This window comes from Ignatzschineria rhizosphaerae, assembly GCF_022655595.1.
Lineage (GTDB): Bacteria > Pseudomonadota > Gammaproteobacteria > Cardiobacteriales > Wohlfahrtiimonadaceae > Ignatzschineria > Ignatzschineria rhizosphaerae.
In genome coordinates, this window is sequence record NZ_CP093379.1 from 54532 (window position 1) to 72865 (window position 18334).

Annotated in this window: 20 protein-coding genes; 13 read left to right on the top strand and 7 right to left on the bottom strand. The window is 37.9% G+C overall.

Annotated elements, in window-relative coordinates:
- Positions 1-28: 28 nt before the first annotated feature.
- The 4 genes from MMG00_RS00220 to MMG00_RS00235 all read right to left on the bottom strand — a co-directional run bounded on the left by MMG00_RS00220 (position 29) and on the right by MMG00_RS00235 (position 3647).
- Positions 29-1126: a DUF1266 domain-containing protein gene (locus MMG00_RS00220; RefSeq protein WP_242149759.1), complete on the bottom strand. Its 1098-nt coding sequence runs from the start codon at positions 1124-1126 to the stop codon at positions 29-31.
- On the bottom strand, positions 1119-2204 hold the full coding sequence (locus tag MMG00_RS00225) for a hypothetical protein (RefSeq protein WP_242149762.1): 1086 nt from the start codon (positions 2202-2204) through the stop codon (positions 1119-1121). Before MMG00_RS00225 ends, MMG00_RS00220 begins: the two co-directional genes overlap by 8 nt.
- A 157-nt stretch (positions 2205-2361) precedes the next feature.
- Complete coding sequence (locus MMG00_RS00230; RefSeq protein ID WP_242149765.1) at positions 2362-2775, bottom strand: hypothetical protein; 414 nt, start codon at positions 2773-2775, stop codon at positions 2362-2364.
- 23 nt (positions 2776-2798) lie between these two features.
- Positions 2799-3647, bottom strand: coding sequence for a DMT family transporter (locus MMG00_RS00235; protein ID WP_242149768.1), 849 nt, complete (start codon positions 3645-3647; stop codon positions 2799-2801).
- Between the two features lie 429 nt (positions 3648-4076).
- On the opposite strand from MMG00_RS00235, the gene MMG00_RS00240 reads away from it, so the two are divergent.
- The gene (locus MMG00_RS00240; protein ID WP_242149771.1) at positions 4077-5384 is read left to right on the top strand and encodes an aromatic amino acid transport family protein; all 1308 of its coding nucleotides are present in this window, start codon (positions 4077-4079) and stop codon (positions 5382-5384) included.
- A gap of 128 nt (positions 5385-5512) precedes the next feature.
- Here MMG00_RS00240 and MMG00_RS00245 read toward each other — a convergent pair whose 3' ends face one another.
- Positions 5513-5830, bottom strand: a complete 318-nt coding sequence (locus MMG00_RS00245; RefSeq protein ID WP_242149774.1) for an SMI1/KNR4 family protein — start codon at positions 5828-5830, stop codon at positions 5513-5515.
- Positions 5831-6009: 179 nt separating this feature from the next.
- On the opposite strand from MMG00_RS00245, the gene MMG00_RS00250 reads away from it, so the two are divergent.
- The 3 genes from MMG00_RS00250 to MMG00_RS00260 all read left to right on the top strand — a co-directional run bounded on the left by MMG00_RS00250 (position 6010) and on the right by MMG00_RS00260 (position 7346).
- A complete protein-coding gene (locus MMG00_RS00250) occupies positions 6010-6312 on the top strand; it encodes an ArsR/SmtB family transcription factor (RefSeq protein WP_242149777.1) in 303 nt (100 codons plus the stop codon).
- A gap of 108 nt (positions 6313-6420) precedes the next feature.
- Entirely contained in the window at positions 6421-6849 is a 429-nt protein-coding gene (locus MMG00_RS00255) for a DMT family transporter (RefSeq protein WP_242149780.1), read from the top strand.
- A 14-nt stretch (positions 6850-6863) separates the two neighbouring features.
- Positions 6864-7346 (top strand): DMT family transporter, encoded by a 483-nt coding sequence (locus MMG00_RS00260; protein ID WP_242149784.1) that lies wholly within the window; start codon positions 6864-6866, stop codon positions 7344-7346.
- A 163-nt stretch (positions 7347-7509) separates the two neighbouring features.
- Here MMG00_RS00260 and MMG00_RS00265 read toward each other — a convergent pair whose 3' ends face one another.
- The gene (locus MMG00_RS00265) at positions 7510-7866 is read right to left on the bottom strand and encodes a YcgJ family protein (RefSeq protein WP_242149786.1); all 357 of its coding nucleotides are present in this window, start codon (positions 7864-7866) and stop codon (positions 7510-7512) included.
- 250 nt (positions 7867-8116) lie between these two features.
- Here MMG00_RS00265 and MMG00_RS00270 point away from each other — a divergent pair, with 250 nt between their 5' ends.
- The 8 genes from MMG00_RS00270 (at position 8117) to MMG00_RS00305 (ending at position 16655) form a co-directional block, all read left to right on the top strand.
- Positions 8117-8470 carry a hypothetical protein gene (locus MMG00_RS00270; RefSeq protein ID WP_242149789.1) on the top strand — a complete coding sequence of 118 codons (354 nt, stop codon included), beginning with the start codon at positions 8117-8119 and terminating at the stop codon, positions 8468-8470.
- A 202-nt stretch (positions 8471-8672) separates the two neighbouring features.
- Positions 8673-9122: a DUF411 domain-containing protein gene (locus MMG00_RS00275; protein WP_242149792.1), complete on the top strand. Its 450-nt coding sequence runs from the start codon at positions 8673-8675 to the stop codon at positions 9120-9122.
- 384 nt (positions 9123-9506) lie between these two features.
- Positions 9507-10160, top strand: a complete 654-nt coding sequence (gene grxB, locus MMG00_RS00280) for a glutaredoxin 2 (protein ID WP_242149795.1) — start codon at positions 9507-9509, stop codon at positions 10158-10160.
- A gap of 217 nt (positions 10161-10377) precedes the next feature.
- The gene (locus MMG00_RS00285; RefSeq protein ID WP_242149798.1) at positions 10378-11271 is read left to right on the top strand and encodes a LysR family transcriptional regulator; all 894 of its coding nucleotides are present in this window, start codon (positions 10378-10380) and stop codon (positions 11269-11271) included.
- A 441-nt stretch (positions 11272-11712) separates the two neighbouring features.
- Complete coding sequence (locus tag MMG00_RS00290) at positions 11713-12873, top strand: alpha-hydroxy acid oxidase (RefSeq protein ID WP_242149801.1); 1161 nt, start codon at positions 11713-11715, stop codon at positions 12871-12873.
- Positions 12874-12968: 95 nt separating this feature from the next.
- Entirely contained in the window at positions 12969-14333 is a 1365-nt protein-coding gene (locus tag MMG00_RS00295; protein ID WP_242149805.1) for a YjiH family protein, read from the top strand.
- A gap of 255 nt (positions 14334-14588) precedes the next feature.
- Positions 14589-16214, top strand: coding sequence for a 5-guanidino-2-oxopentanoate decarboxylase (locus MMG00_RS00300; protein WP_242153178.1), 1626 nt, complete (start codon positions 14589-14591; stop codon positions 16212-16214).
- A gap of 108 nt (positions 16215-16322) precedes the next feature.
- The gene (locus tag MMG00_RS00305; protein WP_242149808.1) at positions 16323-16655 is read left to right on the top strand and encodes a cupin domain-containing protein; all 333 of its coding nucleotides are present in this window, start codon (positions 16323-16325) and stop codon (positions 16653-16655) included.
- A gap of 223 nt (positions 16656-16878) precedes the next feature.
- Here the strand turns inward: MMG00_RS00305 and MMG00_RS00310 are convergent, their stop codons facing one another.
- Complete coding sequence (locus tag MMG00_RS00310; protein WP_242149813.1) at positions 16879-17400, bottom strand: MarR family winged helix-turn-helix transcriptional regulator; 522 nt, start codon at positions 17398-17400, stop codon at positions 16879-16881.
- Between the two features lie 71 nt (positions 17401-17471).
- On the opposite strand from MMG00_RS00310, the gene MMG00_RS00315 reads away from it, so the two are divergent.
- Positions 17472-18323 (top strand): EamA family transporter, encoded by an 852-nt coding sequence (locus MMG00_RS00315; RefSeq protein ID WP_242149816.1) that lies wholly within the window; start codon positions 17472-17474, stop codon positions 18321-18323.
- Positions 18324-18334 lie beyond the last annotated feature (11 nt).

An 18334-nucleotide genomic window follows, 5' to 3' on the forward strand; every position in this document is an offset into this window, starting at 1 on the left:
CTTCATAAGAGCATGATTGGCGCTAATGTTAACGAACCAAGTCCGAAATATGGGTGCTTTTTGTATTAGCGATAGCGTGAGAAAGTGCATCGGGCTTGAGATAGTAACGATGATTCCAGCGAAGCCTTTTCATGGGCCAATCACATTCAGATTGATATCGGTGTAAAGCCGTTACTTGCTCTTTAATCAGCTCGGCATTAGATTGCCAATAGGCATAACCTAATAGATAGTTATTAAAGAAATCCTGCTCACTTTGGAAGATCTCATAAGCTTTATCTTTAGCTCTTAAGATATAGTGCCACGCTTCTTCCTCTGTTAAATATTGTGCCATATAGCCATGTCTAGCCACGGAGACTGCTCGTGATAGATCAAATCCCCATAGAAGCTCTGGCGGGTAATCTCCTTGAGGTTGTAAGGTTTGCTCAATGCCTGTTAGTGAAAAACCCGTTTGATTTGCAAGCCCTTGTAATAGATAAGGATAGTGATGGGCACTATTGGCAAATTCAGGTGCGTGTAAGCCTTTAAGGAGTTTTTCGAGCGTAAATTTAAGCGAACTGGCATTGGTAACATCCCACCACTCTTTTAGATGATTGATATACGTCTCTGTCTTTGCAAGTTTTAAGACTTTAAAGTGTGAGAGCGCTTTAGGATCTATCGCTTCAATGCGAGATTTAAGGGGAAAATATTCTAAGGTTTCACTCCAAAAGGCATCATCATAGATCGGGAAAAGATCAAGGCGAAGACCTTCGCGTTTCTCTCTAGGAAGCCACGTGGTATTGGTGAGCTTATAATATCGCTTCTGCTCTTTCACGGCTTGATCTGGGCTTATTGCAACTTGAATAAATAGTAAAATAAAGGAGATGAGAGCGGCCCACCAGATGGGTTTTGCAATGGTATAAAAGCTGAGTATCTCCCATTCTAAAAGATCTGTGAATTTTAATATCCCCCAAAAGATCAGCATGATGATCGAAGCAATCACGGTGATGAGAAAAGCGCCGACTAAAAGCATTGAGAGTGGACTAGTGGTTTTATAATCCTCTTGGGTATTGAGCTTTTTAATCGGGAATTCTAGTTGTTTGGGATGATTTTGGAGAAAAACGGGATTACCATATCGTTGTTTATGCATAGTAGTGATCCTTTTTCTCAGATTTTTCATATTCTGCTTTGCGAGTTTTTAAGGCTTGCCAAACGGCTTCTGGGTTTTTGGCATGGCGTAAGTGTTGCTTGCTTTTTTGCCGCTCAATATAGGGATATTCCCTTTGTAGATGAGCCATGATTTTTTGAATGCTCTTTGCCGGCAATTTTACAAAGTAAGCGCGTTCCTCTTCATAAACATTAATTCCTGTTTTAGGAATAAACCAAAGTAGGCTATAGAATACAAATTTACGAGTAGGGTAGAGCATGCAAAGAGATTGTAAGGGGATAAGATAAAAACGAAAGGCTTCCTCAACCACAATAAAATCTTGAAAAATCACAGCGTTTTTGAGCTTAATCGCCATTTTGTGCGCAATCTCAAAATCAAAATCTTGTGATAGCGCTCTGATATCCTCATAGTAATGCTTTCGCTGATAACGAAGTTCTCGTGCTCGATCCGGCATTAAAAAGAGTTTACCGCCATGAAGGAGTAATAGGAGTGGGATTAGGGCAAGGATAAGCACAAAAATGGCAAAGCCAAAAGCATCAGATTGATTTTCAGTGATGATAATCCAGTTGGGGTTAAATGGTATTGCTTGTTGTGTTAATTGCTTGGTAAGTTCTGTCAGTGATTGTTCTTCGTTACTTGTTATCAGCATGAAATCTTTAGGCTGAATATAGCCAATAAATGGCGTGTTTTGATGCAATGTTTCTGAGAGATCTGCCTGAATAATAATCGCGCTTGAGGCGTTTGCCTTAAGATCTTGATTGGGTGAAGTCTCTATTTCTCCCAGCCAATATTGAATTGCTAGCGCTTCGTTTTTCCCGATCGGTTGAATGTTTGAAAATTGAAGCTGATAGGGGCGATTGCTATTTTGGCTATCGAAGTTGAGCTGGTATTTTTCATCTATTTTAAGATCACTAAGACTTATCTCAGGCACCTTGAAAAACTTTGCAATAATAGCAGGGCTTACATAAATAGCTACAGCACCAAATAAGAGCAAACAGATAGCGCCAAGGATGATAAAGCGAATACTCTGTAATCGAATAATTTTATAGAGATAACTCAAGAAAGCCCCCGTAGCTATAAATATATGACTGATAAAATGGCGGCATTATAGCCTTTAAAAGTGTCAATATTATTGAATAAATTATCCCATAATGATTATGGTCAAGATGTTTTAGGAGCCTGTTGCGTTAATCTTTTTCGATAGGTTTTTTTAACCATTACAGGCAGATCTGTTCGACATAATCCTCTGTATTAGGACCTCGATAGCATTTAATATAGATCTCTTTGCTATGAATGACCCAGCCTTCTGGCATTAATTTCAATTGGTAGATCTCTTTAGTTCCTTCAATAGAGTCATCTAGAAAACCAGATTGGATAAGGGTAATTGTGGCTTCATCTGGGCTTTCAACACGGTTTAATATTTGTGAAAGAGAGATCGTTGCAAGCTCTAGGTGCTCGGCAAAGGCATTTTCTGTTAATACCGCTTGTAGGGGCGTTTCATAATAATTAATTAACAGCACTTCTTCTGTTTCAGCTTTTATTAGTTGAGCTATAGATCCTATTAAGAGGATTAAAAAGAGCAAAGGACGTATAAAGCGATCTGTTATCTGATATTTTTGTGTAGAATTCATGAATTAATTTCCTCCTTGAAATATTACTTTTTCACAATTAAGAAAAGACCCGCACCGATGACTAAGGCTGCTCCAAACCATCCCCAAATACCGAGTGTTTCATTCCAGAAGAAATGAGAGAGAATGGCGCCAAAGACAGCATTAAGATAGTAAAAAGGCGCAAGTACGGAAGCATCGGTGAGTTGATTGGCTTTGGTAATCCAAACCTGGCCAATAGAGCCAAATAATCCCATTAACAGTACCACACCCCAAATGGTGAGATCACTTGGAAGTGAAAAACCGGTAAAAGGCGCCATCCCAAATGAGAAGATAATTCCTGTGATAGAGAAATAAAATACAATTTCAGCGCCACCAGCGACTCTACTGACTCTTTTGATGGCAACCATCGCCATTGCCACAAAAATACCGGCAAGAATAGGGAGAAATGAGAGCGTAGAGAAATGGGGTTTATCCATGCCAGAGAGCATCCAAACACCGATAAAGGCAAGAATAAAGCTAGGTACAAGTGCCCAGGTTAAACGTTCTTTAAGCCATATTGCCGCAAGAATAGGGACAAATAGTGGGGTTAATGAGCGTAAAATCGTTGCATCTGAAAGGGGGAGCACTTTTAGTGAGATAAAGATTAACACCATTCCAATTTGCCCAGAGAGCGAGCGGATGGCATGAAGCGGCAATCGGTGCACAGAGCTTTTAATAGCACCTGAGAGATAAAATGCCGGAAATATCCAAAGCATCATAATAAGGTTACGAAAGAAGATAATCGTCGCCATAGGAAGATCGCCACTAAGCCACTTAATAGAGCTATCCATGAGTGCAAAGGCTACTTGTGAGAGAACTACAAACATAATGCCAAGCAGGAGATTTTGGCGCATGGGGACCTCAAATGAAGAGAAATAACGAACAATTAACAGTATTAGGGTGCAATATTGCCAGAAATTAGGCAACTTTTATTCAAAGATTGTGTCAAATTTTCCTTAAAAAAACAGCAAGAAAAAAAGGAATGAACTCTCCACGGTATCAATTGTTTACGTCATTTTTTTTAATCACATTAAGAAAAAAAAGAAGGCGTAAAAAAGTATAAAAACCTGAGAAGCTAGGTTAAATGGTACTAGACATTCTTTTCCGGGAATGATTATATATTCCGATCATTAAAATTTATGAATAACTGTGAACCTTAGATAGAAAACGATATCGGGTTTATTTTTCAACCAAATAGGTATTGCATGTAACATTTTATAACACATTTCAATGGGAAGAAGATGATATAAAGTGAAGCTGTCAATATCGGAGGATTAGGTAAGATGTCAACTGTTACTACAGCTGAAAATATTGAAGTAGAAGAACAGCGCTCAGAAGGTGGGCTTGTTACAAAGAATTTAACACTTTGGGAAGGTGTTGCGATGATCGTGGGGACCAATATTGGTGCTGGCGTTTTAGCAATTCCTTATGCCTCACGAAATGCGGGATTTTTCCCCCTTCTTTTATGGTTAATCGTGATTGGAATTTTAACAACCATTACGATGCTTTATGTAGCAGAAACAACTTTAAGAACTCGTCGCCATCATCAATTAAGTGGGTTAGCGGCGCGTTATGTCGGTAAAATTGGGGCTTGGTTAATCTTTATTTCTGTCTGTGCCAATAGTACCGGTGCTTTAATTGCTTATATGGCAGGAAGCGGTAGATTAATTAACGAGCTCTTTGGCATTCCTAATCAAATTGGCAGTATCTTATTTGCAATCCCTGCGGTAGGGATTCTCTATATCGGCTTAAAAGCAATTGGAAAGGGTGAGAAGTTTATCAGTATGGCAATGGTTGCCTTGATTGTGATTCTTTCAGTTTCAACCTTTTTTAATGATAATACAGACATAATGTTCTTAACCGAAGCGCATTGGTCTTATATGATTCCAATTATCTATTTAGTCGTTTTTAGTTATTCCGCACAATATATCGTGCCGGAGATCGCTCGTGGTTTAGCGCATACACCAAAGCTCTTGTCAAAGGCGATTATTATTGGGATGATCTGTACCTTTATTTTACTCTCAACCGTTGCATTTTCAGTGATTTCACTTGCCGGGATTGATAATGTTGATGAGATCGCAACGATTACATGGGGCCGATTCTTAGGGCATTGGGCAGCCATTGTTGCTAACCTTTTTGCACTTTGTGCCATGATGACCTCTTATTGGGGACTTGGGGGCAGTTACTTCACCAATATCTTCGACAAATTTAACTTAGGTTCAGAAACAAATGTGACGAGAAGAACGATTGTTTTAGCGATTGTGGCAATTCCGCCATTTATTTTAGCGTATCGTGAGTTAGTCTCTTTTGGTCGAGCGCTTGAATTCGCCGGCGCTGTGGGCGGAGTGATCTTAGCCATTGTTCCCTTATTAATGCTTCGCGCGGCTCGTAAAACAGGAGATATTATCCCTGAATGGCAATGTAATAAGCTCATTACCTCATTGCCGGTTAAAACCATTATTGTTTTGCTCTATACTTTTACGGCACTCTATGCGATTACAGAGCTTCTCTATAATACGAATATGTTAACGCAAGGGATGGATGACCTCTTAATTCAGATGAATGTATTTGTCCCGAAAACCGGTGCTTAAAAGAATATTTTTATTCTTGATGGATACAAATAGATTACAAGAAAGCCTGTATTAACAGGCTTTTTTTACGTCTATTGATAATATAGTCAATTCGGTTTAAGAAAAGCCTAGATTTAAATTTTCAACTTCTAATTTTTAGCTTTTTGAACTTTAAAGATATCTTCAATATCATAGCATTCAGAATATTGATTAATGACCTGAATGAGGCTTGAGATATTTGGATATATCGGTGTTAAGTCCATTTCATCATGGCTCAAGTAAGCAACTTGAAAGCGATGATATCCTGTGAAATAAACGCAAAGATAGTTTGAGTTATTATCTGTCATGATCGGTAATAGTTCGGCAAAGTTTTCAGGATAATCTTTGAAGAATGCCATCATATTATTAAACTCTGCTTCCTTGAGGACAACAAACCCATCACGAGATTGAAAATCCTCAATGCTCATAATGTCTTTAGAGGGAAAGTTGTTTTGTATTAATAAGGAGGGGATAAAAAACATGGGCAATGACCTTAAGGAATAATGTTATTAATGATATCTGAATAAGTATTGATTCTTGTAAAATTTCGCAGATAAAGCGAATAGGGGGAATTGCACTAGTTATGGTAATTGATTAAGATGGTGATATGAATATTATAGAAATCTTTAAAGCCTTATCGAATGATAAGCGTGTCGAAATCCTGCAATGGCTTAAAGAGCCAGAGAAGCACTTTGATACCACTAATGAAAATGTGGCAATCAAGGGCGGTGTTTGTGTGGGCGATATTCATGAAAAGTCAGGGTTATCTCAATCTACCATTTCGCAATATTTAGCGATGATGCAAAAGGCAGAATTATTAGAATCTGTGCGTCATGGAAAATGGACCTATTATCGCCGTAATGAAGAGACTTTATCGCAGCTTGCAGGATTTATTAATCAAAAGCTCTGACATTTTTTACTTCGATTTTCATATTGACTATTTGCGATATAACGATTTGATGTTATATTCATATCGTAATTTATCGATATGTTTTAACTTGAAAAGATCGAGGAGAATATGAAAATAGTGATGTATCTATTAGCGCTTATTGCTGGCACGGCTCTAAGCGTGGAAGGGGCAATTTATGCAGAGCTTGGGAAGAATATAGGGCAGCTTGAAAGTAGCCTTTATAATTTTGTGGTAGGTTCTGTCATTTTAGGCTTGCTTGTTTTGTTTGCTGGTAAAGGAAATATTGGCAAAATCACGAAGCTTCCTAAGTGGATGCTAATGGGCGGTGTTTTAGGCACGATCTATCTGACGATTATCATCATTTTAGCACCCAGACTTGGGCTTGCGATTACGATGATCGGTGTTGTTGCAGGGCAATTATTAGCAAGTATGCTTATTGAACATCATGGCTGGCTTGGCTCAAGCATTGTTCGGGTTAATCGTTATCACGTGATTGCGCTTACGGCATTAGCTGCGGCACTTTTATTACTAATATAAGCGGGAGAATAGAGATGTTTATTATTTTATTAGCCGTCATTATGCTTGCCGGCGCTTCTCTTGGGACGCAATCTGCGAGTAATGGACGGTTAGCAAAAGAGATCGGCGTATTAGAAACAGCGCTTCTCTCTTTTGTCTCAGGAAGTGCTATTCTCTTTTTATTAGTTCTATTTTTTGGTACCGGTTCTTTTAGTGCGATTTTTACAGTCCCTAAATGGCAATTGAGTGCTGTATTTTTAGGCGTACTTTTTTTATCGCTTTTAGTCTTAACCGTTCCTAAAATTGGCATTGTGGGTGCTAGCGTGGCAACTATCTCAGGGCAACTGTTAAGTGGGATTTTAATCGATCATGTTGGTGTTATTGGTAAACACATCCCTCTTGATGCCCCTCGCTATATTGCTATTGTATTATTGATTATTGCCGTAGTAGCGATTATGAGAAGTTATCAGAAAGTGCCAGAAAAGCCCTCTGCTAGGCAGAATTTAGAGTTGGTTTAATATATTACTAAGTATTTTTAAGGATGAAACTCTAAAATAAAGGCTTAAAACGTTTTTGGAAAAACCATTAGGTAAAATTTATGGGTAAGCTTTAAGAAAGATCACAGCAAAGTGAGAGACGTATTTTGCTGTGGCTTTATAAAAGGTCTGAAAAGATAAATCTCTATTTTTTACCAAACAGTTTTTGGGTATATTCCGTAGAAACGGCGCTTCGTTTTCCATCTGCTTCAAAGAAACGATCAATGTGGCAAAGCTTTGTTTTTACATCACAGAAGACACCATTTGCAAAGGTTAATGCGGTGATATCAAAATCCCCAAATGCTCCAAGTGTTTCTGCTGCGCTTTCCCCTAAATATTTTTGAGTAAGCGTTGGGGAAATTCCTTTTGCATCTACACAAACATATTGATCACAAAGTACGCCTGTTTCTGGGTTGAGAAGGGCGTTAGGATCTTTCTCAGTAGTTGCACATGCCGTTAAAACTGAAAGTCCAAGGGCCGTTAGGATGATTTTTGTTTTCATAGAAAACTCCTTTTCCGCTTTTAAGATTGGAAATCTATCTTAATATAAATAAGCCTGCATCAAAAGGGATGATAAAACTCAAAAGACCTCGATATTGGAGGAATTTAAAAGGTTTGTGAGATAACTTTTCTTTCATTATAAGGAATAAAAGTTTGATTTCTCTCAACAACTTTAGGGAAAGTCGCCTGATTCCCATAAACTATGATATTCTATATCTATTGTTGTAGTTACTTAGAAATGGATTGAATTGATGCGTTATTTTCGAAGATCTCTCACCATCATCATGATGCTCTTAATGAGCTGGATGTTCGTGATGTCTAGCATGGCTGTAGCCGATGTTAGTGGTCTTTTGATGCATCAACAAACTCAATCTGAGCAAGTCAAACATGAATTCTCCTTTTGCGAAGATGGTGCTTGTGCTATGAGCGCATCAAGTGCGATGAGCTGCTTACAACATTGCGATCACCATAGCATTCTTCCTTTTTATATGAGTGAAATGCCGGCAGTTGATCAGGTCGTGGGGACTCATCCTCGCTATCATCGCCTGATTCCTGAGCCTATTTTACCAATTGAGCCTAAGCCTCCCAAAATCTCTCTCTCTTAGAGAATTGCTAATGATCAATGAGGGGCTTTTCTATTTTAGAAAAGTTTGTGATCATTGCAATGTCTCTTGGTTTGTTACATCTGCCAGATGGTTTATGCCATTTAAGTATTTTGTAATGATCCGTTTATCGTGAAATTTTATTCGAAATAGAGAAAACGTATCGATGGATACGCCCCATGATTTAATGAAAGAGAGATTTATTATGAAAAAGAAACCATTATTATTGATTGCCGCAGGATTATTATCCTTATCGATGAGTCATGCTTTTGCAGAAAATAGTGATTTACCAGAAATGACGTTATATAAAGATCCTTATTGCGGATGTTGCACAGCGCATGCCGATTATTTAAAAGAGCAGGGCATTGAGGTGAAGATGGTCGATCACCCTAATATCGCACAAATAAAAATGGATTACGGCACTTATAAAGGGGCAAGCTGCCATACGATTGTGATGGGGGATTATGTGATTGAAGGGCATGTGCCGATTGCTTCGATCCGTAAACTCTGGGATGAAAAGCCAGATATTAAAGGTATTGCACTACCTGGAATGCCGCTTAACTCACCAGGAATGGGACCTGAAAAGAAAGGTTCTTTGCAGATCATGCAAATTGAGCATAACAGTGATGTGACCACTGTTTTTAATGTAGAGTAGTTCATCTTCTGTAGCTAATATCTAATATCATTCATCATAAAAGCCACTATTATTAACAATACAATAGTGGCTTTTTTCTTGATACAGCAAACGTTCTTAAAACCATCTTTGTGAATAGTAAAATCGGTTTAAAAGTGACTAGATCAGATTGCCGGCATATCGTTATGAGAAGCATAAGAATCGTTCTATCCGGCATCATGCAAGCTGGTTTTATTCATACGTTGTATTGTGTTTACTGTTTAAAACAGTTTTTCTTAAACCAAATCGATTATAAAAAGAGGTCATGAGAGGAGTTTGATTGATTATTTTGGCGAGATAATTGTCAGCACTGAAGATTCTAATTACACTGAAAAGGTCCCTTAAATAATAAGTTGGAGGTTTATAATGAAATTATATCTATTTGAACATTGCCCGTTTTGTGTTCGTGCAATGCTTGCTGCAGGGTTAAAGTTAGACGTTCCCATTACGCATGAATATATTTTAGAAGATGATGTGGAGACTCCGACAAAGATGATAGGTAAACAGATGGTTCCTATTTTGGAGTTTGAGCCTCAGAAATATATGCCAGAGAGTTTAGATATCGTCCATTATTTAGATGATCTTAATGAGGAACCTTTTTTAACAGGAACGCGCAATGAAAAGATTGAGCAATGGGTGAATGAGCACTTTGGGGCTATCAATCGTTTTGTGATGCCGCTATATGCACAAATGGACTTCCCTGAGTTTAAAACAGAAAGTGCTCGTCAAATGTATATTGACCGTCATGAGGAGAAATTTGGTAGTTTTGCGCAATTACAAGAGAATGGTAAGACCGAAATTCCCAAGTTAGAAGCAGCGTTAGAAGCTTTAGGACCAGAGTTAGATCTCACTTTGATTGAACATGAGATTTATTCTTTAGATGATATTTTACTCTTTCCGCTATTAAGAGCTTTAACAGCCTCTAAAGCGATAAAGTTCCCGGAAAAGGTTAAAGCCTATATGACGTTATTATCGGAAAAAGGGAATGTCCCCCTTTTAACCGATCGGGCGATTGCCTAATTGCTTAAAATGAAATAATTTAAAATTTTCTATTATTGATTAATTTTAAGAGCTTCAAAGAGATAACGATTTTTTGAAGCTTTTTTTATACGCCAATAGTGTGATGAAGGTACCGATGGGCTAAAAGTAGTTATGGTAAGATGTAAAAGCGTTGATAAAAAAATTAAGCGTCAACAGGGCGCGCTATCAAGACAATAATAAATAAGAGGAGTCTAAAATGCTAAACAAGCTCAATTACCGAGATTTACGAGCATTATATGTGTTTACGGTAGTTGCTGATTGTAAAGGCGTTTCAGCGGCGCAAACGATTTTAGACATGGCCCAACCGGCGATTAGTAATCAACTTAAATATTTGGAAGATAAGTTTGGTTTTACGCTCTGCTTGCGAGGAAGAAGCGGTTTTTCTTTGACTAAAGAGGGCGAAGAGGTTTATAGCGCTTGCTTACAATTAGCCGGAGATTTAGATCAGTTTTATCAAGAAATCTTACAGATTCAAAAGGTCAGTAGTACGCTCTCAGGGGAGTTAAATATTGCCTTAATCGATGAATTACCACTGATTTTAAAAAAGCAGATCTCCAATACGATTGCTCGTTTTTATCAAGAGTATCCTTTAGTTGCTCTTAATATTGAGATCCTTTCGCCTCATGAAATTGAATCTCGAATCTTAAATAATCGTTTAGATATTGGGATTGGTTATTTTAGTCAGCAATTAAAAGAGATTCTCTATAAACAGCTCATTGATGAGCGCCAGCAAATCTATTGTAGTCAAGCGCATCCGCTTGCGATAAAAGATAAGATTGATGTGGAAGAGTTATTACATCACCATTCTTGGGTAAGAAGAGGCTATAACCTAGATCCTGAAATAGTCCCCATTCGCCCCTCAAAGTTAACGGCAACCGCTAAGCAGATGGAAACAACGCTCCTTTTTATCATGGCCGGCACGCATCTTGGTTATTTACCGGTAGATTATGCTACGCCTTACGTTAAAGAGGGGGTAATTATCCCGATTAGTGAAGAGTTTTCTTACTCTGTTTCTCATCATTTAATTACCAAAAATCCCAATTCCCCTTTGATTAAAATTTTTATGAAAAAGTTGTTGTTGTTACCGTGATAGCAATCTAACTATCTGTTATTTAATGGTAAAAATTCTCTGGTATATTTTCTTATATATCAATATCTATATGTATAGATAATTTTTGGATTATGGATAATTTAAGGCATACATGCCTACTATGTAGAGAGACAGGACTAAAAAAATAATAAAAAATCATTCGATAATAAGGATGAGATAACAGGTGGAGGATTGAATCATGGGAAAGCGAGTTCTGAGAGTATTCATTTTATCAGCTATTTAACAGGCTTATGAGAGTATCTTTATATTATATAATATTGTTAATCGTAATGGTTAATTATAGTAATTAATATAATTAATTTAACATCCTGTTTTAAAGTAATTTTTTAATATGAAAGTAAGTGCTTTATAAGTGTTTCTGCGCCATAAAATTATATAAATAAATCATGACTAAAGTGATGTTAAATAGAGGATTGAATAATGACTATTATCACCAATATTGAGGATTTAAGAGTCGTTGCTAAAAAACGTGTGCCTAAAATGATCTACGATTATGTAGATTCTGGGGCATGGACGGAAAGTACTTATCATGCCAATGAGGCTGACTTTCAAGATATTAAGTTAATTCAGCGTGTAGGCGTTGATATCTCAAATATTCAGACTCAAAGAGAGATTGTTGGTGTTCGTTCAACAATACCATTAGCCATTTCACCAACAGGTCTTGCGGGAATGGTTCATCCGGATGGGGAGATTTTAGCTGCAAAAGCGGCGGCTAAATTTGGAGTCAGATATACCTTATCGACCATGAGTATTGCTTCATTAGAGGATATTCAAGCGGAAGTTGGGGAGCCTTTTTGGTTTCAATTATATGTTTTAGGGGGACGAGATTTTACTCTTCGTTTGATTGAGCGGGCAAAAATGGCAGGATGTGATGCATTAGTACTAACACTTGATTCGCAAATGGTGGGGCAAAGGCATAAAGATATTAAAAATGGCCTTAGTGTGCCACCAACGCCTACTTTAAAAAACTGGATTAATCTTATTTCTAAACAACGTTGGTGTTGGAATATGCTAAAAACGAAACGCCGAGAATTTGGCAATATCGTTGGTCATGTGGAAGGCGTGAATGATCGAAAATCCTTTGCCGCATGGAGTTTACAACAATTTGATCTATCTCTTAATTGGAAGGATGTTGAATGGATTAAAAAAGCTTGGGGCGGAAAGCTCATTATTAAAGGTATTTTAGATCCAGAAGATGCATTAATCGCGAGTAGCTTGGGAGCTGATGCCGTCGTAGTTAGTAATCATGGTGGCCGCCAGCAAGATGGAGCACTTTCTTCTATTAAAATGTTGCCATCTATTGTTGATCGCTTAAAAGGAACCGGAACGGAGATCATTTTAGATAGTGGTATTCGTAGTGGGCAAGATCTTCTTAAATCAATCGCTTTAGGGGCAACTGGGGGGATGATTGGCCGAGCCTATCTTTATGGGTTAGGCGCTTATGGAGAAAAAGGTGTGACGAATACCTTAGAAATCATTCAAAAAGAATTTGAAACAAGTATGTCATTTACAGGTGTTACAGATATTGATCGCGTTGATTCTAACATCTTGATTGCCGCAACAGTTCCTAAACTGTTGTAGATCTTGAGCTTAGATATCATTTATTAAAAATAGAACCAATACATTAAATGCTTCGATATCAATAAAAAAATTTAAATTCGAAGTTAGGAGGAAATATGGGTATATCTAGTAGTCATTCGGAACAGTATCACATCGCTAGAAGGCGATTTATTATCTTTTCATTAATAGGGGTATTACTCTTTATTACACCATTACCTTGGAACGGTGAGTGGGGAGTAGGTGTAGGAATTTTGGCGGGGATATTTCGTTCATTGTTACCCCCTAATTCATTACAAGTTATAGCTTTGTCCGTTGTTGTATTATCATCAGTAGTTACTTTGATTGCTTTAATTTTTAAGCCTAAGATTTTTAAAGAAAATCAAAAGTTGAAAGAGCTTTTTTTGCCGGCATCTATTTGGATTATATTAAGAATGATTGGCGCAATATTTATTGTGATGATCTTTTTTCAGATCGGACCTGAATGGGTTTATAATAAAAATACCGGTGGTACGATCTTAAATGACCTGAACCCAACATTACTACCATTTTTCCTATTTGCAATTTTATTAATGCCATTCTTAGTTGAGTATGGATTGATGGAATTTATAGGGACCATGTTATCAAAACCATTTAGTCGACTTTTTAGACTTCCCGGACGCTCAGCTATTGATGCGGCAGCCTCATGGTTAGGATCGAGTGCCGTAGGAGTCATTATTACAGCACAGCAGTATGAAAATGGATTCTATTCCGAGAGAGAAGCGGCAACAATTTCGACAAACTTTACCATTTCATCAGTAGTTTTTAGTTTTTTAATAGCCACAGTATTAGGTATTCCTCATTACTTTATTCCTTTTTATGCAACGGTCGTTTTTACGGCGATTATTATCGGCATTATTTTACCGAGAATTCCACCATTAAGCTTAAAGAAAGATACGTATTTAACGGGTAAAGTTCCAACAGCGGAAGAAGCACCTAAAAACGTATCAAGTTATAAATATGCGGTCAACCGTGCAATTGATAAATCAGAGCATGCTCCTAAATTAAGAGTAGCGGTTAAAGATAGTGTCTTTGTACTCATGGATGTTTACTTTGGATTGATGCCGGTTGTTTTTGCAATTGGAACGATTGCTCTAGCACTTTCGGAGTATACGCAACTCTTTAATTATCTTTCTTTACCTTTTTATTATCTTTTAGAGTGGTTTAATGTTCCAGATGCAAAAGCGGCAGCACCATCACTATTAGTTGGATTTGCCGATATCTTTTTACCGGCAGTATTAGGCGCATCGGTTGAAAGTGAAATGACCCGTTTTATTATTGCTTGTACTTCAGTAATTCAGGTGATTTACATGACAGAAGTAGGTGCTTTAGTAATTAAGTCTAAAATTAAATTGAATATTTTGGAGCTCTTTATACTCTTTATTTTAAGGACTTTAATAGGATTACCAATTATTGTGTTAGTAGCAAAATGGATTATTTTCTAAAGAATCTTATTAAGATTGCACGTGATCTGTAATTCTTAAGGTGTTATAGGAAAAATCAGTGTTATTTTTCCTACTAATATTGATATCTCAATGATTATAGGTCTAATGAGCATGAAATTAATGAGTCAAGATTAATAAGTGCAGAACAGAGGATTAAAGGTGTAATTGAATAACCTAATAAAGAATAGATCCCTAATAAACTGATAAAAATAAACGATAACAATAGATAGAGGAGTTGTTGAAATGACGAAGCAATTGATCACTTGTGGTGAGTATTTAGTAAAGCAGCTTGAAGCTTATGGCATTGAGACGATCTTTGGAATTCCCGGCGTTCATACCATTGAGCTTTACCGAGGCTTGCCACAAACCACCTTAAAACATATCACGCCGCGCCATGAGCAAGGCGCTGGGTTTATGGCAGATGGCTATGCGAGGGTGAAAGGAAAGCCTGCCGCTTGCTTTATCATTACAGGCCCTGGAATGACCAATATCTTAACGGCAATGGGGCAAGCTTACGCAGACTCTATTCCCATGTTAGTGATTTCCAGTGTTAACGAGAGGGCAACACTTGGCATGAAGCAAGGGCGATTACATGAACTTTATAGCCAAAAAGATGTGGTTTCTGGAGTTTGTGAGTTTAGTCATACCGTATTAGATCCTTGTGAATTGCCGGAGATCTTAGCAAAAGCTTTTACAGTATTTAATAGCGAGCGTCCACGCCCTGTACATATTGAGATTCCGACAGATGTGATTACAAAATTAGTAGATATGCCGATTTATACTTCATCAAGATTATATCGCCCAGAAGTCAGTCAAGAGGCACTAGAAGATGTTACGGAGCATTTAGCGAGTGCTAAAAATCCTTATCTATTAGTGGGGGGCGGTGCGATTAATGCTGATACTGATGAGTTAGTTAAAATTGCAGAGAGCTTTGATATGCCAGTACTCTATACCGTTAATGGTAAGGGAGTATTTCCGCCTGATCATCCACTTGCGATTGGCTCTTATCAAACCACAGAAATTGTGCGTGAAGAGATTTTAAAAGCCGATGTTGTGTTAGCCATTGGCACCGAGCTTGGTGAGACGGATTATGATGTGGCATTTAATGGGGAGTTTAAATTAAGTGCGAAAGTCATTCGTGTTGATATCGACCCTGAGCAGCTCCATAGTAATTTCCTCTCAACGATAGGCATTGTCAGTGATGCGAAAAGCTTTATTCATGGGCTGGCTACTTACTTAACCACTCAAAAAATGCCGGTCAAATTTAGTACTCAAAGTGCTGGAGTGACAAAGGTTCGTTCAATTAAAGAGCGCCTAGCAACGGCATTTCCTAAGGAGTGGGATGTTCAATATCAAGTGTTGAAGATCTTACAAGAAAATGCGCCTAATATGGTGTTTGTGGGGGATTCAACGCAGATTGTCTATTCGGGGAACTTTCTCTTTGAAACGAACCAAACTCGTAAATGGTTTAACTCAGCAACAGGTTACGGCACTTTAGGGTATGGATTGCCGGCGGCAATTGGCGCTAAGATTGCCAATCCTGAGCAACCGGTTGTCTCTTTAATGGGGGATGGCGGTATTCAATTTAGCTTGCCAGAGCTTGCCACAGCGGTTGAGGAGAAGCTGGGGCTTATCGTACTTTTATGGAATAACTTTGGTTATCAAGAGATTAAACGCTCCATGATCAATCATGGAATTCCAACAATTGGCGTTGATATCTATACGCCGGACTTTATCACTATTGCCAAGGGCTTTGGTTGTGAAACAATTGAAATTACAAGTATGGATCAGCTGCAAAGCGCGGTATTAGTCGCGCAAAAAAGTGATGTGCCAGTGATTATTCAATTAGATGAAGCAAAGCTTTACGAAGAAATACAATAGCTTATTTTTTCCCAAGATAGATTATCTGTTGTGTAACCCGAGGGTTGGTGTCATTCTTGACTCATTATAAGAATGACAACCAATCATATAATCATATAGGGGGCAGACATGGATTATCCTGTATCGGATATTACGCATATTAATGAGTTAGAAATCTCTAAAATTATTCCTGATTTACCAAAGCCGTTTATCATTTTATTTGAGCGGCATGATATTTCGGTTGAGCTTTTTAGACCGGATAAAGTGGATCAACAAACGCCTCATGATCGAGATGAGATCTATATTATTAGTTCAGGCAGTGGAACATTTCGAAGAGAAACGGAATATATTAATTTTACTGCCGGAGATTTCATCTTTGTTGCCAGAGGAAAAGATCACCGATTTGAAAGTTTTACGGATGACTTTAGAACATGGGTAATCTTTTTTGGTCCTAAAATTTAAATAATATAAAGATATAGTGAAATCGGTTTAAGAGTGATTGAATCAGATTGCCGGCGCATCGGTTATGAGAAGCGCAAGAATAGTTCTATCCGGCATCGTGCAAGCTAATTTGATACATAATCTTGTACCCTTAATATTTTTAAAGTAGTGTTTCTTAAACCGAATCTACTATAAAATGCCGGTAATGATTTTTTATAGAGAGATTTTACCGGCATTTTTGTGACTATTGTTGTTTAAAATCTCGTAACTTATAGAGCCAATCGCCAAGATTCTCTTCGAGCGCTCTTTGTGTTGTTTCAGGAATAAGTTTGTAAAGCTTTTTTTCAAGATCAACGTGTTGATAGATTAGTTCATCGATGAGCTTTAATCCTTTTTCATTTAAGGAAACCCTCATACTTCTAGCATCGATAGGATTTGGCACGCGTGTGATTAAGCCCTTTTTTTGTAATTGCTGTAGGCGATTTGTCATAGTGCCGGAGGTAATCATGAGAGTAGAGAAGAGCTCTGTCGGCGTTAACTCATAAGGTTTTCCTGCCCGGCGAAGCGTTGCAAGTACATCAAATTCGCCGCGATTAATCTGATATGTGCCATATAATTTTTCTAATTCTTCAGAAATAATAATGGTGCAATTGATTAATCTGCCAATCAGCAGCATCTCTTTACTCTCTAAATCTGGCTTTTCTCGTTGCCACTGCGAAATAGCATGAGAGATATGATCATTATCTTTCTTGATTTTTTTGCTCACTTGTCTTGACCTCAAGATAAATAGGTTTAATATAAACTATCTTAACATCAAGATACTTTGAAGGATAGGTTATGCCCCTCTTTATTATTGCATTGCTAACAGCATTAACGCCCATTATGTGGGGATCGACATATATAGTGACAACCGAATTGTTACCCAGTGGACATCCTTTCTTAGCGGCATTATTACGAGTATTGCCGGCCGGAATCCTCTTAATTCTCTGGACAAGAAAGTTTCCAAAGGGGAAAGAGTGGTTAAAGGTGATTATTCTTGGCATTTTAAATATCGGTATTTTTCAAGTTATGCTCTTTGTTGCCGCTTATCGTTTACCAGGGGGGCTTGCTGCAATTTTAGGCGCGATTCAACCGATTATTGTCTTAGTTTTAATGGCTTCGATTGCTAAAATGCGTATTCCAAGTGCTGCGTGGATTGCGGCCATTGTGGGAGTAATAGGAATGGTGGCGATGCTCTATTCACCTAATATGCAGGTTGATTTTATTGGGGTGATTGCAGCGCTATTAGGTGCTTTATCGATGGCTTGTGGAACCTTTTTAAGCCGTTTTTGGCGCGTAGATCTACCATTAACGGCATTTACTGGCTGGCAGCTTTTCTTTGGTGGGCTTATTATCTTACCGGTATTTTTAAGCTTTGAGAGCTGGCCAGAGATGACGCTGAAAAATATTTTAGGGTATAGTTATCTCTGCCTTTTTGGCGCGCTTTTAGCCTATCTCTTATGGTTTCAAGGAATTAAACGCTTATCGCCGGCAGTTGTATCGAGTATTGGTTTGTTAAGTCCTGTTACCGCATTTTTCTTAGGCTGGATCTTTTTGGGAGAACGTTTAACATTGGTTTCTATGATTGGATTTATCATGATTTTAGGGTCTATTTATGCTATTCAAAAAGCATTACGCCCGAAGTCATAAACCGGTTATGA

Bases quoted from the DNA above. Each gene is read 5' to 3' on its own strand.
- MMG00_RS00315 (WP_242149816.1), top strand. From the start codon at position 17,472: ATGCCCCTCTTTATTATTGCATTGCTAACAGCATTAACGCCCATTATG.
- MMG00_RS00230 (WP_242149765.1), bottom strand. From the start codon at position 2,775: ATGAATTCTACACAAAAATATCAGATAACAGATCGCTTTATACGTCCT.
- MMG00_RS00295 (WP_242149805.1), top strand. From the start codon at position 12,969: ATGGGTATATCTAGTAGTCATTCGGAACAGTATCACATCGCTAGAAGG.
- MMG00_RS00285 (WP_242149798.1), top strand. From the start codon at position 10,378: ATGCTAAACAAGCTCAATTACCGAGATTTACGAGCATTATATGTGTTT.
- MMG00_RS00220 (WP_242149759.1), bottom strand. From the start codon at position 1,126: ATGCATAAACAACGATATGGTAATCCCGTTTTTCTCCAAAATCATCCC.
- MMG00_RS00290 (WP_242149801.1), top strand. From the start codon at position 11,713: ATGACTATTATCACCAATATTGAGGATTTAAGAGTCGTTGCTAAAAAA.
- MMG00_RS00255 (WP_242149780.1), top strand. From the start codon at position 6,421: ATGAAAATAGTGATGTATCTATTAGCGCTTATTGCTGGCACGGCTCTA.
- MMG00_RS00245 (WP_242149774.1), bottom strand. From the start codon at position 5,830: ATGAGCATTGAGGATTTTCAATCTCGTGATGGGTTTGTTGTCCTCAAG.
- MMG00_RS00265 (WP_242149786.1), bottom strand. From the start codon at position 7,866: ATGAAAACAAAAATCATCCTAACGGCCCTTGGACTTTCAGTTTTAACG.
- MMG00_RS00235 (WP_242149768.1), bottom strand. From the start codon at position 3,647: ATGCGCCAAAATCTCCTGCTTGGCATTATGTTTGTAGTTCTCTCACAA.
- MMG00_RS00260 (WP_242149784.1), top strand. From the start codon at position 6,864: ATGTTTATTATTTTATTAGCCGTCATTATGCTTGCCGGCGCTTCTCTT.
- grxB (WP_242149795.1), top strand. From the start codon at position 9,507: ATGAAATTATATCTATTTGAACATTGCCCGTTTTGTGTTCGTGCAATG.
- MMG00_RS00240 (WP_242149771.1), top strand. From the start codon at position 4,077: ATGTCAACTGTTACTACAGCTGAAAATATTGAAGTAGAAGAACAGCGC.
- MMG00_RS00305 (WP_242149808.1), top strand. From the start codon at position 16,323: ATGGATTATCCTGTATCGGATATTACGCATATTAATGAGTTAGAAATC.
- MMG00_RS00275 (WP_242149792.1), top strand. From the start codon at position 8,673: ATGAAAAAGAAACCATTATTATTGATTGCCGCAGGATTATTATCCTTA.
- MMG00_RS00270 (WP_242149789.1), top strand. From the start codon at position 8,117: ATGCGTTATTTTCGAAGATCTCTCACCATCATCATGATGCTCTTAATG.
- MMG00_RS00250 (WP_242149777.1), top strand. From the start codon at position 6,010: ATGAATATTATAGAAATCTTTAAAGCCTTATCGAATGATAAGCGTGTC.